This window comes from bacterium (assembly GCA_018812485.1).
Classification (GTDB): domain Bacteria; phylum JAHJDO01; class JAHJDO01; order JAHJDO01; family JAHJDO01; genus JAHJDO01.
Window position 1 is genome coordinate 1 of record JAHJDO010000084.1, and the last position, 13,920, is coordinate 13,920.

The window sequence follows — 13,920 nt, forward strand, 5'->3', positions numbered from 1 at the left end:
TATCAGATAAAACGTTTTAAAACCTTGCTCCTCATATACAAAACGCCACTTGTAACACTGATAAAAACTTCCATTATTATGCTCTACGAATTTATCCCAGTTTTCACTGTCCTGGTCTGTCGCTTCTCTTATTTTAAATTTAAAATTCATAGTTTCCATTCCGCTCTTGCAAGTCTATTCATTTCGCTGAGATCTGTCCACTTAATATATCTCAACTTACTAAGCATCTTAATGTTTGCCCAAAATTCTCTATTAAAATCCAAAAGCTCTCCTTCGTGAGAAGGAAAAACAAGAAAAAGTTCTTTATCCGCTCTAAAATCCATAACATTCTTTAGCATATTCAGTGTTAATCTCGGATGATGAATAGGATAAAAAATACTTTGAATCTCTATTATTCTTTTTGATGAAGAAAGGATAAATGGTTCTCCTCTTCGAGGAATCTTGCTGTCGTCGATAAACTTCTCCCCAAAACTATTTGTATGATTTCTTCGTATAGAGCAGTCCACTCTAATACCAAAATCTTCTAACTGTTTTATGATATCGTCTGTAAGAAACCACCATCCAGCAACATAGGTTATGGGAGTTATACTCTCTTTTTTGAGCCAAAAAATCTCTTTCTCCATTTGTTCTTTAATAAGTTGAAAATTATAGTTTAAATGATTTATCGGCGCCAGAGCACGTTTATTTGATAACGGGGTAAAAAAGTGCCCATGATAGCCAATTTCAGTAAATTTAGATATCTCTTTCACCCTTTTCCCATACTCACCGGTAGTGACATTAAATTTCTCCAGTTGATATTGTGTTTGAGGACAATATGGTGTTGTAATACATAGAGTTAGTTTTGCGTGTGTATAGTCAAAAAACTTCTTGCAGAAATCCATGAGTTTATCAAATATCCTTTTATTCGCTATTGCTTCAGTGTGAAAGACAAAATTTATGTTTATTGGCTTCTTCCTCTGAATCTCAGGAAAAGAAGAGAACGCCCATAGCAATGTATTCAGCACATACAAAATATTCCTTTTTATTCTATGTCTAGTTTTCACCAATTACCTTTACTATTCTTTCTGCTCTCACATCCCAGCTATACTGCTTAACATCTTCATAAGCTTTTTGCGATAACTTGTTTGCAAGTTCGTGATTATCAAGCAGTTCTTTGATTCCTTGCGCTAGATCTTTTGAGTCCCCCGGCTTAACCAGCACAGCATTTTTGTGATCTATGAGCATTTCTCTTATTGTTGGGAGATCAGATGCAACTATTGGTAATCCTGCTGCCATATACTCAAACAGCTTCAAAGGAGAAGTAAAATATCTGCTCATTACATTGTCTGTTAATGGAATAACTCCAACATCTGCCTCCTTTAAATATTTTTTTATATCTCTGTGAGGAACAAATCCTACAAATTGTACCCTGTTTTCTACCGTAATTTCTTTTGCAAACTTTTTCAGCCTGTACACATCCTTTTCGTAAGAAAGTCCACCAACAATTGTCAGCATGGCATCTGGTATTTCCTTTAATGCCTTTATTAGAATGTCAACTCCTTTCCATGGGTATAATTGTCCGACATAGATTATATTTCTGCTACTTGGTCTCTTAGAAAAACCCCTCTCTGAAACATCGGGAATTAACGCTCCATCAGGTATTGTGGCAATTTTTCTAGAAATGCCAAGATATTTCTGTATAGCATCCTTTAAACTCTCAGAAATTGCTATTAGTTTATCTGCACTTATTAGAACTTCTCTTTCTCTTTTTGAGATTTTTCTCAATCTGTTCGCGTTAGGGGTAGTTCCATCAAATAGTAATTTTCCCCTTTCTTTTTGTTCCATGGACTGTATCGTATGCGCTTCATATAATAATTCGTATCTTAATAAATTTTTAAGTCTCAACAGATACCTTGCTATACCAATCTCACGCAAGTATATCTTTTTAACATTCTTGAATGCTGAGAGAAAAAATATGGTTAAAAAACACAGGAAATAGAATGAGTAATTCCAAATAAGATGTATGTGGATATTCAAAACAGGCAACCTGATTATATGCAAATTAGTGTGAGGCTTCAATCCATAAAATCCCAGACACTCTTCAGTGGTTCTATTATTCATTTTCCTTACTAATAGATATACTCTTACGCCTTTACTTGCCAGAGCATAGCATGTATTCACTATCTGAATAGCATTGGCTCGTTCCATTGGGAATCTGATATTTGCCGGATAGATTAAGCTGTCTTTGACAGCGATTTTTAATTTAGATCTAATTTTGTTTATTAATTTAGAATTCATAATTAAAAACAGACTTTCTAAGCATTATTAATGCAATTGAAATTATCGCAGTATAGACCAGCACATAAGTAATCGCCATACCAATGAGTCCCAGCCACGGAACCAGCAAAAATGATGCGAGAATAAGCGCAATGGCGCCGCCCATATTGCTAATCGTAGATATATACGGCTTACCCGCAGATAAAATTGTAGACCTCATCCAGCAGAAAATATTTGATAGTATAACAGCAAATATCATTACTCGTATTGCAGGCATTGAATTAAGATATACCGGTTTCCATATTCTAAAAATATGTGGACCTGCAATAACCATAATAGCAGCTCCAGCACCGGATACAAAAATCATTACACTGCTTATTTTTCGTAATATTTTTTTATAGAGTGAAATATTTTTCTCTGCCCATAGAGAGGTTAAAGTTGGGTAAATAACTGTGCCAACAGGACCTGTTACAAATCCGAGTGTGTTGACATACGCAAGAGCTATTTTGTAATAGGCAACTATTTCCGGTGACTTAAAAAATCCCAGCAGTACTACATCCATTTCTCTGATAACAGATTTAAAAGTAACAGAAATCGTTGTGTGAAAGGTAAATGGCAGAATTTTTTTCATTTCAGGCGTAATATTTGATGCTTTGATTTCCTTGAATTGTGTCTTTATAAGCTTCAATACAACAACTGATAAACAGACTGTAGGTATAAAAGCTGCCAGAACATAACCAAACATTATATACTCTAAGCCTAAACTAACAAGGCTGACAGGAAAAACGAACCTTGCAAATGCGCTTAATGCGTTGAATACACTCATTATCTTAAATTTTTTAAATGTTTGAATTATTGCAAGAGAGGTACCATTCACTGTTGAGAGAAGAGGAGACAAAGCATATATTTTTATTAGTCTTGAGGACACATGACCGTGAAATACCTTTTGCGCTACAATATCGCCAATCAACACAATAATACAAAAGCACAGTATTCCTAAAAGCGCATCTACAAAATATCCTATTTTAATGATACTTAGAACTTTATTCTTCTGGTTTTTTACGAGGTAATCTGTTGCAAACTTTGTAACTGCTTCCCCAATTCTAACGTCAATAAGCTCGGTTATTACAAGAACTACTGCCATCGCCTCAAATAGCTGCCCGTATTCATTGGCAGATAACATCTTGCCAAGAATAAGAACTATCAATAGTCTGAAGATTTTTGTTGCAATATCACCTCCAAACATAAAACCAGTATTTTTGATCAATGTTCTCTTAAGCTGATTCTGTCCTATGAATTTCAAAATGAATTTCTTCAGGTATTCCATATCGCTGCATTATAGCAGAAAAGAATTAAATTTCCATAATTTGACAGCCAAATTAAGCGATGTTATATTGACAAATATCTATCCGGGTATTTATGAATGTTATAAAAGTCTACAAGATTGAACTTTTAATTTTTATTGTTCTCGTTATATCCTATGGCTACTTCTTCAGGAAAATTGACTGGAATAGTGGGACCAGACTGGACCTAGTCTGGTCAATAGCTGAGCACCACTCACTTAGCATTGATGCATATCACGAAAATACAGGAGACAAGGCATTCTATAAAGGACATTTTTACACGGACAAAGCTCCAGGAATTTCATTCCTTGGCGTGCCATTTTATTTTGTAGCATCAAAGATCTTAAGATTTTGCAGTTCATCTTCAGCTTTCGTTGATTATATATTCAAAATTTATATTCCAACTTTTTTTGTAGTTATAATCCCCTCAGCAATAATGGGGGTAATCTTTTACAAAACAATTAATATGTTTCTCAGCAATATTAGATTGTCTATCTTAGGAACTATGAGTTATAGCCTTGGAACTATTGTCTTTTTTTACTCAAATATGTTTTACGCACACCACGTTGCAGGTTTTCTTTTTTTTACAGCACTTTATATTTTAATTAAGAGCGAAAATATCAAAAAAATTGATAAATCTAAAATTTTCTTTAGCGGTTATTTATTAGGATTAGCTATTTTATGCGAGTATCCAATGGTCCTTTTTGCTGTATTTGTTTTTATTTATCTATTTACAGTTACTAAGTCAATAAAAAAACTTATCTATCTAGCTATTCCTGTATGTTTAGCCATTATAATACTTGGTATATATCACTACGCCTGCTTTGATAATCCTTTAAAAACAGGTTACAACTATGAATATTCTCATTACTTTGCAAAATACCATGCTCAGGGAATTAGCGGCATCAAGCTTCCTAAGTTGAGTAGAATTATTAAGTTAACGTTCGGTCTAAAAAGGGGGATATTTATGATGCATCCTTTTCTACTGTTTGCTTTTCCAGGGGCTTATTTTGGGTTAAAAAGCAAAAGAAAGAGAGAATTTTTATTTTTTATTAGTATTTCAGCAGCTGTGATACTATTCTATTCTTCATTTAAATTTTTTGCAGAACGTTTTCTAATAACAGCTATTCCATTTCTATGTATTCTGGCGATATATGCAGTAAAAAAACTAAAATCAAAGATATGGATATTTACTTTTACTGTTTTGGCAGCTATATCAACTGTTTCTATGCTTCTTGTAACCGGAAGAGATATCCTTTCAAAACAGTTGAATGATATGTTTTATCAGAATATATTTCGCTATTTATCCGAGCCATCATATTTTGAGGATAATTTGTTTTCAATATTATCCGAGAAGACAGGAATGTTGACACTCATACCCATTATAGTTATCTGGGTTATATGTATAATAGCTTTTTGTAAAATCAATAAACAGGCAAAAAACAAATAGTATAGTTATGGTCTTATTCTATCTTCTAAAAAGGCTCAGGAATAAACTTCACAGTATTAATGTTAATAGGAAATTAAAAGTTCTACATTCATGGGGAACAGGAAGAACCTTTAAATTGCCTGAAGAGATTTGTATTGAACTTACAAGAAGATGTAATCTCAGATGCTCAATGTGTTATCAGCAACACAATCAGATTCGTGCTGAAGACGAATTATCCTTAGAAGAAATAAAGAATATATTCGATAAGTTAAAACTAAGAACTATAAACCTTGTTGGAGGGGAAATTTTTATTCGCAAGGATATTCTCGATATTCTGAATTATTTTGCTGAGAGAGGGATAGTCATCCAAAACTTAACAACAAATGCTACTTTAATAAATGAAGAAAAGGCTTTACATTTAGCTCGTCTTATTAAAGCCAGAGTAATCCGTAACATTTCTTTATCCTTTGATGGGAAAGAGGAGACACACGATATAATACGAAGGGCTAAGGATGCATTTAAACGCGCATTTAATGGAGCTGAAAGACTTCTAACCTCATTAAATGCTCTTGGCATAAATACGGATAAGTGTGTGCACATTAATTCAGTAATCTCAAAGACTAATGTAAAATCTTTTGATGAGTGTCTTGATGTTGCAAAAGAACTTAGCATAAAGAACGTTGTATTTAATCACCTTATCTACAATACTGCTGAGGACTTGAATAAATCCGCAGAGATGACTGGGAATCCAGAATTAGGGCTATTTGATACATGTTCAGAAGAGCAAAGTATTCAGTTAGAGGAATTTTCTCTGTTATTAAGTACATGGCAGAAAGCTCTGAAAAAGGCTGGCAAGCTTGAAATAAATATGCACTCACGACCTGTGAGTAAACTAGAACATATTAAAGATTACTACAGACATGATTATAATCCCAGAGGCGTTTGCACATATCCGTTTTTTATATGCAGAATAAATTCCGATGGAACCGTGCCTTTTTGTCTCCTAATGCAGCATAAAATGGGTAATATTCGAAATAAATCTCTTATATCTATATGGAACAATACTGAATTCAAGAGAATGAGAAAAAAACTTTTATCTGGAATCTACCCAGTATGCAAAAGATGTTGCAAACTAGTTACTTATTAACAAATCGAGCATTTCTAATTGACAAAGAGCCGTATCCTAATATATACTTCGTTTAAAGTGTAGTAATTCGTAAATACGTGTGGAAGGGAGGTGAAAGGAAATGAAATCTTTGTTTAGAGTTGGTTTAATCGCCGCATTGACCGGTGTATGCTTTAGCTTAGTGTATGCAGGCGGACTTCCAAAGAAGGTAGCTCAACCGCAGGAAAAAACAGCGGTAAAACAAATTTCTGAAGGTGTAACGACAGGCGTTTTGACTACCGCGGCAACAATAAAAGAAGCAACAACCTACATAGGGGCTGAAAGTGTATGGTCATTTAGGAACAAGATGCCGAGAACTAAAATTTACGCAAGAGTTGAGACTTCTGATGATAGATACTATCTTCTTGGAATCAGTAAGATAGATCTAAAGGCATCAAATCCATACGGGCGAAGAGACAGAAGAAACGTTCAATATGTTGAGTACGACGCGCAGATTGCATCTAAATACCTCAATAATAGTCTGACACTCAGAGGCGGTATGATAAATTCAGGAGTGGGGCTGGGAGTAGACTATATGCTGCCTGACGAAAAAACTAGTATTACAGTTGAAGGGCACAGCGCTGTTTACAGTTCCCCATTCTTTCTCAGAACAAACCTGAGTTATAGGATATGGGAAAATAAGGACTATTACGTAATTGCCGGCGCGGAGGATATGTTGGATAAGCTTTCACTCATAGCAGGCATAAAAATAGAGTATGGTCTAGCAAGATAGTTTTTATGCCACAGCACAGAAGGATTTTTCTGTGCTGTGGCATACGTCTGTAATCTAACTTTCTACAACCTGTTTTTTATATAACTACTGATGATCTGCTGTTTTTCTTCTAGCAATCCTGGAAATCCAATGTCTAGTTCGTATTCACCTTTCAGCGATGTTTGCTTGCACGATAGGACATTCCCTAGTATTTCATTAATTACTTCATCATTTGGAAATTGAATTTGCATTTCTATGGTTGTGCCTATTTCCGGCACATACTTATCTGTTCTGATACAAATGTGAGACTCACTTATATTTTTGGCATATGCCTGCTTTTCAAGCATAGGTTGTCCTGGAGCATATACAATATACTTAACAAGCACCTCTTTACCTTTTATAGCCCCTAGTTGTGCGTCTTTGTTCTCAGGTTTGCCAACTTTTTGATTAAAGTTTATTATTTGCTTGCCTATGTTTATTTCATCGTTATTTTTTAATATATGTTTAAGCACTTTTTTCCCCTTAATCTTAGTACCATTATAGGAATGAATATCATATAACACATAGCCTTCGTGTTGTGGTCGTATCTTTGCGTGGAGTTTGGATACCAATTCATCTTCTAGTATTAGTTCATTATCTTCGGATCTTCCTATCCAGAACTCTATGTTTGGACGCAATTTGTATGTTTCTGATTCCCCGCCCTCCTTTCTCCATATAAGCTCAGCAGGAGAAAGAGATAAAGCGACTTCTTCTTCAATTAAGCCTCTGGGTATTTTTTTATACTCTTCTTCTTCCTCTTTAGCGTGCTGCTTCTGTCCAAACTTTATTATTATATCAATCAATTTGTCTATTTTTGAAATGCCGATATAAAGCAGAATAATAAAAACGGGTATAGCAAAGGTAGAAAAACCAAATTTAACAGGATGGTCTTTTATAAACAGTTCAGTTTTACTAACTGCAAAAACATTTTTCGAAGAAAATAAAAGTGTGACAATTTGACAAACAATCAGGAATAAAGATTTATTTCGCATGTATTAAGTACATCCCAAATTCAAAAGCATTTTTTTTTGATGCAATCCCCTATTTCTTATTGTACAAAACCTTAAATAACTCTATTACACCGTTATCCAGTGTATATTCTTTTACTTTTAGTAAGTTGTATGATTTCATTTTTTGTGTGCATTTTGGATATATATCATATTTGGTATCAGCATCCACTATTATCATATATTCGGGCCTAAAACGTTCCATTAGATTAGCATTTAGTTTCTGGATACCTCTCATATTTTTATCTGCCTCCTTCCAACCCCATGGAGAAAAGCTAAATGCTTTCGTTTCCATACAAAGAGTATCAGCCTCAAGACCTAACACAGGTGTTCCTTTCTCAAAATATCTGTTTAAATCTCTAGATATCTTTAAGAGTTCATATTTGGGCCTAATCAGTGGCATTATATCTATAAATAAATTAGAAAACAGGTAAATTACAATCCCTACTGAAAAAGCAGTCTTTATTAGATTTTTATTTCCCTGCAGGATAATCTTGTAAATTCCGGGAATGAAAAAGATTAACACTATCCCAATAATTATTACAGACATAATTGCCGTTGTCTGCGGCCCAACACCTGGATACTCTCCAATATTGATTCTAGATAAAAGAAGCCCCATTATTTTTGATAAAAAAGGCATTAAATATGCACTTATTACAGGAAATAAAACTAAATACAAATACCACTTCATTCTAGAATGTTCTTTTTTTCTATCAATAATGGAAATAAAACCGTAAATGCCGATAATACTTACAACTACTATTGTAGTATCCAGCCGTCCTTGCATGGCCATATTGAGTTTATCCGAACTCTCAGAGACTAAATTAAATAATGTAATAACCCTCAAAACTACAACTCTTATTGTAGGAAGTATTGCTAAAGATGCTATGAAAATAATAATTGTTTTTTTGACTTTGGAACTTACTGAAATAAAACCGTTTTTTATTAGATCTAAAAATTGCTTATCGTCTATGTTTTTAAACAAAAAAGATGTCAATAACATCGAAATGGGTATAATCAATATAAGAAATCTCCTGGTAGATATATAGTTAGTAATCGTAAAAGGAAGACATGCCAATATAATCCATATTATCGAGTATCGCTCAATAGAAGATGATCTAAAAGAAGGTCTCTTATTGGTTTTGTTGAGTAAATAAATTATTACGCAAAAGATAAAAAGAGGCGTTAGGATTGTAACGTTACCCGTAATCAATGTACTTGGATTGATTGTAAAGCGCATAAAATTCACTATAGCCAGCCAGGGTGTATGAGCTACATTTTCTGAAAAGCAAACACCATTCATTGCCTTCCATTTTTCGTAGTCAGGGAAAACTAGAATAAGAAAATATGCTATAAAAGAAAGTATTAATCCTGATGTAAACCAAAACGTAATTTTTATAGGATTTTTTATCAGCTTCATTTTCGCTTCATATATAAAAAACCCAATTATCACTAAGATATATGCAAGTGCATAGGATTTACAGAGCCAACCAAAAACCAAACACAAGGCTGATACAAAGTAATATAACCTGTTATGTTTACCAATTAACCAAAAATATAACGAACCGGAAATAAAAAGAAACATTAAACTTTCGGTGGAACCTTTTCTATTGTAGCTCAAAACTATGTTATTTACTCCGTAAATAAATGTTGCAACAATAGCAAATTTTTTATCACTTGTTATTTCTTTTGCAATGCGATAGACAAATATTAATGTCAGACAACCACCCACAGCAGTGACAAGATTAATCTGCCATAAACCAACCCCAAAAAATTTGAACGATAAATAAATAAAATATGTATATAAAGGAACTACGAAAATTACATTAAAATCATCTATTAACCATTTACCAAACAAAACTTTGTTTCTGGCGCTATGGGCATCAAATCCAATATCTGCCGGCATATAGCCAATTATATCTAATTGGCTATCCGAGCCCAATACAAGCAACCTGATTATCCATAGAAATGCAAAGAGCGCGATAAGTAAAAGGGACGAATTAATTACAGAATCACATTTTTGTTCTACTTCATTAAGTTTCATTTAGCCCCCATATCAGTGACATTTCTGTAAATATCATAAAATTTTTGTGCAATAACCCGTGTGTTCAGTTCATTAGAAATTTTTGCAATTGTGCTTCTTTTAACTTTTCTACCCTCATCCAATATTTTTAGTATAGTATCTGCAAGCACCTGAGGAGTATCTTCACGTATAAGAGTAACATCTCCATGATATTGATTGCCCAGTTCAATGCCAGCAGGATTATTGGTTGTAATAACCGGCGTTCCACATGATAATGATTCCAAGACTACATTAGCCCTGGACTCCAATTTTGATGATAAGACATAAATGTCTGAGGATGCATAAAAATCCACTAACTTCTCATGGCTACTAAAGCCTGCAAATACCACATTGTTTTTAATACATAACGTTACAACAAGCTGTTTTAATTTCTCAAGCAAGGGACCTTCTCCTGTTAATACTAATTTTAAATTAGGATATTTCTTAAGAACATCTGGTAAACTTCTTATTAGAAGTTCGTGTCCGTATATTGGTATTAGTCCTTTAACATTTAAGAGTATTTTATCAGCATTAAACTCATGTTTTAGAAAATTTGTACGTTTTCCTCTTTGAGATAGAAAACAATCGCTGGTCATAGGAGGTATCACATCACTTTTGGCTCCTGTATCGTTTAATAACTTATCCTGAAGGCACTTGCTAACGCAGGTAATCCTATTTACATGTAGGACAATCCTCTTAAAAAGATCAAAAAATGTTTTTTTATAGTACCAAACATCTGTTCCATGAAAAGACAGAATAATAGGTTTATTAAAGATCTTTCCGATAAGAAAGCCTACAATTGTCAAATCAGTATATCCATTTATATGAATAACGTCTGACAGAGGTAATCTTGATATCATTGATTTTAAAATATTCAATAAAGTTAAAAATCGATACAATTTAGTTTGTATCCAGGTTATTAGGCGAAGTTTATGCCTTTGCTGGGATAGATTTAGAGTTTCAGCATACATATTTCTTATTGCGTATACTTTTACTCCACTGCTCGGTATATTAAACCTATATCTTTCTGGAATAACAAAAGTAAAAACCTCAACCATGTTCTCTTTCTTAACCAGCTCTGATGCTAAATTACTGCACATCGTTCCAATTCCACTTGGATTAAAAAAGTGAGGAGTAACTATGGCAATCTTCATAATCTATTTCTGAGGGCAGCACTGATTTTTTTAGTTAAGAACCATGGAATTTTCAATGGGTTTTTAACCCCTTTTTTAAATAATTTATACATTCCTATTTTCCTTCTCTCATATCTAAATTGCAAAAACAACTTGTGTATTTTCTTTCTTGTCAATTTTTCTGACAAGATTACAGCAGAATTATAATTATCACTAAAATTTACATTTAACTTCCCCCAATCCATTTTCTCGTTAACTAAACCTTTAGAAATTGCGTAGTCCCAGACCAAAGTTCCAGGAAAAGGGGTTAAAACATAGACATCAAATCCATCTAATTTGCTTTTTGAAATAAATTTTAGTGTTTTCAAAATATCTTCTTTATCCTCTTCAGGAGCCCCGATTATAAAACTGCCAGATACTGATATCCCGTGTTTCTTGATTATTCTGATGGCATTCTCATTTTTCCTAACATCTATACTATCTCTTTTAAGATACTTAAGAATTTTATCAGAACCCGATTCTAATCCCATGCTAATAGATCTTACTCCCATCTCTTTTAATAATCGGATTACCTCGTCATTTACCATATTGGCTCTGATTGCACAACTGAAATCCACTTTACCCAGATAACCCCTTTCTCTAAAAATACTTATTATCTTTTTTATTCTTTTTACATCGACTGAGAATATATCATCATAAAAATTGATGTGTTTAACGTTATATTCATTAATTAAATACTCAATTTCATTTACAACATATTCAGCCGAAAAGAATCTAACCTTATTCCAAAATAGTGAGGATGCACAAAAAGAGCAGTGATACGGACAGCCTCTGCTAGTGAACATATATGTTCTGGGCTGGATATCAAATAAATCCCGTGCAGGAGGAGGAAGTTTATCTAGAAAAGGGATTAACTCTCGTTCAGCTGAAGCAGCAATTGTATTGTCATCGTTCCAATATATTACTCCCTTAATCTTTTTCAGATTCGTCCTGAGGAACCTTCCTTCCTTGATAAAAGATTCCAATAATCCGCATATAGTAACCTCTCCTTCTCCTATAACTCCAACATCCATATTTGAAGTCAATGAAGAAGGCATCATTGAAATATGCACTCCTCCAACAATCACTGGCAGTTTATATTTTTTTGCGATTTTTGCACAAGTAATTGCTTTATTGTAATTTTGGCTCACTGAACTAATTCCAACGATATCTGGTTTAAAATCTATCATCTCTTCTTCTACGTTATCGCATATTACCTTAAATATAATCTCATCTCTGCCAAAATATGTTCTCAGGCTACTAATTAGATACCCAATACCTAAGGGAGGATATTTTGTTTCAACCTTTTTAGAAGAGTCAATTGCGTTTATAAACAGGAACTTGATTTTCATAATAATTTTTTATATTTATCCTTCTGATTCTGTTATATCTTTAACACATAAAATCTGGAAAGCTATCTTAGAAAATTTTTCAGTTACAGGTTGCGTTAATAAAGAAACTCTTCTCCAGAATTCCCTTGGCCACCACTTAATCATTCCATGCTTCCCTCTCAATAATTTCCATCCTCTTATACCAATTACCCTATATCCCATATCTTCCATTTCTGATGGATACCAGCCTGAGCGGTGAATTTGAAACTCGTTTCCGTCGTATTTATCTTGCGGCAAATAGCCGTTTGGCGTAAATATTATCGTCTTTTTTTTCGCAATTTTCTCCATCATAGCGATTAATCTTAAACCATCATCTTTTGTTAAGTGTTCAATCAGTTCAGAAGCTAGAACACAATCAAATGAGTTTTCTTTGTATACATTCCCAATTTCCAAAACATTCATTTTCCTATATTCTGTATATATCTTTAATTTATTGTTCTTTAAGAGACTCGGTTCAAATATATCTATGCCTACGCTATAATGCAATTTATCAGAAAATTTTTCTATGGGTGACTTTGTTCCGCAACCAAGGTCAAGCAAAGTTTGGCAACTTCCAATGACTTCCCTTTTTACCAAACTTGGATATTGTTCAAGAAGAGAACTAAATATATATCTATTTATTTTCTTTAGGATTTTAATAATCTCAATAACTCTAGTTTTTTTTGACTTCAACTTTGACCATGTTACAGTCTCTTGGCGTATATCCTCCAAAATGGTCCATAGGTTCCAGAATTTCTATATCGTATACACCTCTATCCAGATTATTTATCAGTGACTGACAACCGAATCCACTGTCTTTGGCTTCCTTGTTAGAGTAATAGTCGTCAAAAATCACTACAGTATTCGGATACATTATCTTTTTTACATAACTCCAATCTAAGCTGATGGTTTCAATAGAATGTCCTCCATCAATAAAAATAAAATCAATTTGTTTGTCTTTACTCTCTTCTAAAAATTTTGGCAAAGTGTTCTTGGTGTATCCCATGTAAAGATTAATATTTGCTCCTGTTTTTTCTAATCTTTGCCTTATTTCATCGTACGTTGGCGGTTTCTTTGCAAGCTCTTTCTGAAAATCTTCGTCAGTAAGACCTTCAAATAAATCAAAGCCATAATAGGTGATTCTACTCATAGGCTGGAAGATATTCGCTGTCTCTATCATATGTCTTGAATGAATTCCGTTATGCGTGCCAATTTCCATAATGCTTTGACAACGTTTTTTATATATAGTCTTTAGTAAATTTCTATACTTTTTTGGTCTTACCGTCAACATACGCTTCATATACAACAATCGTTTTAACATAAATAACCCTTTCTTGTTTTGTAATAGTTTAGCTACAAAAAGCT

12 protein-coding genes are annotated in these 13,920 nt (G+C 33.5%); 3 read left to right on the forward strand and 9 right to left on the reverse strand.

Annotated elements, in window-relative coordinates:
- Positions 1–146: 146 nt before the first annotated feature.
- From KKC91_06590 to KKC91_06600, 3 genes are read right to left on the reverse strand one after another with little or no spacing between them, the layout of a single operon-like run.
- Positions 147–1,043 carry a hypothetical protein gene (locus KKC91_06590; protein ID MBU0478217.1) on the reverse strand — a complete coding sequence of 299 codons (897 nt, stop codon included), beginning with the start codon at positions 1,041–1,043 and terminating at the stop codon, positions 147–149.
- Positions 1,033–2,277, reverse strand: coding sequence for a glycosyltransferase family 4 protein (locus tag KKC91_06595; protein MBU0478218.1), 1,245 nt, complete (start codon positions 2,275–2,277; stop codon positions 1,033–1,035). The genes KKC91_06590 and KKC91_06595 overlap by 11 nt, the downstream gene beginning before the upstream one ends.
- The gene (locus KKC91_06600) at positions 2,267–3,559 is read right to left on the reverse strand and encodes an oligosaccharide flippase family protein (GenBank protein ID MBU0478219.1); all 1,293 of its coding nucleotides are present in this window, start codon (positions 3,557–3,559) and stop codon (positions 2,267–2,269) included. The genes KKC91_06595 and KKC91_06600 overlap by 11 nt, the downstream gene beginning before the upstream one ends.
- Before the next feature lie 116 nt (positions 3,560–3,675).
- On the opposite strand from KKC91_06600, the gene KKC91_06605 reads away from it, so the two are divergent.
- The 3 genes from KKC91_06605 (at position 3,676) to KKC91_06615 (ending at position 6,926) form a co-directional block, all read left to right on the forward strand.
- Complete coding sequence (locus KKC91_06605; GenBank protein ID MBU0478220.1) at positions 3,676–5,049, forward strand: glycosyltransferase family 39 protein; 1,374 nt, start codon at positions 3,676–3,678, stop codon at positions 5,047–5,049.
- Between the two features lie 7 nt (positions 5,050–5,056).
- The gene (locus KKC91_06610) at positions 5,057–6,175 is read left to right on the forward strand and encodes a radical SAM protein (GenBank protein MBU0478221.1); all 1,119 of its coding nucleotides are present in this window, start codon (positions 5,057–5,059) and stop codon (positions 6,173–6,175) included.
- A gap of 100 nt (positions 6,176–6,275) precedes the next feature.
- Positions 6,276–6,926, forward strand: coding sequence for a hypothetical protein (locus KKC91_06615; protein ID MBU0478222.1), 651 nt, complete (start codon positions 6,276–6,278; stop codon positions 6,924–6,926).
- Between the two features lie 62 nt (positions 6,927–6,988).
- Here the strand turns inward: KKC91_06615 and KKC91_06620 are convergent, their stop codons facing one another.
- Genes KKC91_06620 through KKC91_06645 form a run of 6 tightly spaced genes read right to left on the reverse strand, consistent with a single transcriptional unit; the run spans position 6,989 to position 13,876 of the window.
- Positions 6,989–7,936 (reverse strand): FHA domain-containing protein, encoded by a 948-nt coding sequence (locus tag KKC91_06620; GenBank protein ID MBU0478223.1) that lies wholly within the window; start codon positions 7,934–7,936, stop codon positions 6,989–6,991.
- A 49-nt stretch (positions 7,937–7,985) separates the two neighbouring features.
- Positions 7,986–9,995 (reverse strand): glycosyltransferase family 39 protein, encoded by a 2,010-nt coding sequence (locus KKC91_06625; GenBank protein ID MBU0478224.1) that lies wholly within the window; start codon positions 9,993–9,995, stop codon positions 7,986–7,988.
- A complete protein-coding gene (locus KKC91_06630) occupies positions 9,992–11,167 on the reverse strand; it encodes a glycosyltransferase family 4 protein (protein MBU0478225.1) in 1,176 nt (391 codons plus the stop codon). Before KKC91_06630 ends, KKC91_06625 begins: the two co-directional genes overlap by 4 nt.
- On the reverse strand, positions 11,164–12,537 hold the full coding sequence (locus KKC91_06635; GenBank protein MBU0478226.1) for a B12-binding domain-containing radical SAM protein: 1,374 nt from the start codon (positions 12,535–12,537) through the stop codon (positions 11,164–11,166). Before KKC91_06635 ends, KKC91_06630 begins: the two co-directional genes overlap by 4 nt.
- Before the next feature lie 15 nt (positions 12,538–12,552).
- Complete coding sequence (locus KKC91_06640; GenBank protein ID MBU0478227.1) at positions 12,553–13,248, reverse strand: class I SAM-dependent methyltransferase; 696 nt, start codon at positions 13,246–13,248, stop codon at positions 12,553–12,555.
- Complete coding sequence (locus KKC91_06645) at positions 13,229–13,876, reverse strand: class I SAM-dependent methyltransferase (protein MBU0478228.1); 648 nt, start codon at positions 13,874–13,876, stop codon at positions 13,229–13,231. Before KKC91_06645 ends, KKC91_06640 begins: the two co-directional genes overlap by 20 nt.
- Positions 13,877–13,920: the final 44 nt, after the last annotated feature.

Bases quoted from the DNA above. Each gene is read 5' to 3' on its own strand.
- KKC91_06595 (MBU0478218.1), bottom strand. From the start codon at position 2,277: ATGAATTCTAAATTAATAAACAAAATTAGATCTAAATTAAAAATCGCT.
- KKC91_06605 (MBU0478220.1), top strand. From the start codon at position 3,676: ATGAATGTTATAAAAGTCTACAAGATTGAACTTTTAATTTTTATTGTT.
- KKC91_06610 (MBU0478221.1), top strand. From the start codon at position 5,057: ATGGTCTTATTCTATCTTCTAAAAAGGCTCAGGAATAAACTTCACAGT.
- KKC91_06615 (MBU0478222.1), top strand. From the start codon at position 6,276: ATGAAATCTTTGTTTAGAGTTGGTTTAATCGCCGCATTGACCGGTGTA.
- KKC91_06620 (MBU0478223.1), bottom strand. From the start codon at position 7,936: ATGCGAAATAAATCTTTATTCCTGATTGTTTGTCAAATTGTCACACTT.
- KKC91_06625 (MBU0478224.1), bottom strand. From the start codon at position 9,995: ATGAAACTTAATGAAGTAGAACAAAAATGTGATTCTGTAATTAATTCG.
- KKC91_06630 (MBU0478225.1), bottom strand. From the start codon at position 11,167: ATGAAGATTGCCATAGTTACTCCTCACTTTTTTAATCCAAGTGGAATT.
- KKC91_06635 (MBU0478226.1), bottom strand. From the start codon at position 12,537: ATGAAAATCAAGTTCCTGTTTATAAACGCAATTGACTCTTCTAAAAAG.
- KKC91_06645 (MBU0478228.1), bottom strand. From the start codon at position 13,876: ATGTTAAAACGATTGTTGTATATGAAGCGTATGTTGACGGTAAGACCA.